The 733-nt window shown below is 56.6% G+C and carries 2 rRNA genes; both read left to right on the forward strand.

From position 1 onward, the window contains the following. A 23S ribosomal RNA gene (locus ACFWJO_RS37555) occupies positions 1–379 on the forward strand; the annotation flags it as partial. 192 nt (positions 380–571) lie between these two features. Continuing rightward, positions 572–688, forward strand: a 5S ribosomal RNA gene (gene rrf, locus ACFWJO_RS37560). Positions 689–733 lie beyond the last annotated feature (45 nt).

A 733-nucleotide genomic window follows, 5' to 3' on the forward strand; every position in this document is an offset into this window, starting at 1 on the left:
GGAGTAGGTCCCAAGGGTTGGGCTGTTCGCCCATTAAAGCGGTACGCGAGCTGGGTTCAGAACGTCGTGAGACAGTTCGGTCCCTATCCTCTGCGCGCGTTGGAAATTTGAGAAGGTCTGTCCTTAGTACGAGAGGACCGGGACGGACGAACCTCTGGTATGTCAGTTGTACCGCCAGGTGCATGGCTGATTAGCTACGTTCGGGATGGATAACCGCTGAAAGCATCTAAGCGGGAAGCCGGCTTCGAGATGAGATTTCCTTGCCCCTTTGAGGGTGTGAGGCCCCCAGCTAGAACACTGGGTTGATAGGCTGGATGTGGAAGCGAGGACTGAAGACTCGTGAAGCTGACCAGTACTAATAGGCCGATGACTTACACACACTCTTATCCTATTGCTTGCTTCAAGGTGATGGGTTGGTGTTCGCGTCCACTGTGCGGTTGTCTGATTGCAACCGGCTGTCTGCTTGTTGGTGGGTGGTTGAGGTGTTTTGAGTTGAATAGTGTCACTGTTGTGTGACCCGTAGGTTTCCCTGCTGTTGCCCGTGTTGAGGGTGGTGGTGTGGGGTTAGGGTTACGGCGGTCATAGCGTGGGGGAAACGCCCGGTTCCATTCCGAACCCGGAAGCTAAGGCCCACAGCGCCGATGGTACTGCAGCCGGGAGGTTGTGGGAGAGTAGGTCGCCGCCGGACATTCTTTGAGGGAGGGCCTCGCACCGTTGGTGCGAGGCCCTTCCC

The organism is Streptomyces sp. NPDC127092, assembly GCF_042722475.1.
Lineage (GTDB): Bacteria > Actinomycetota > Actinomycetes > Streptomycetales > Streptomycetaceae > Streptomyces.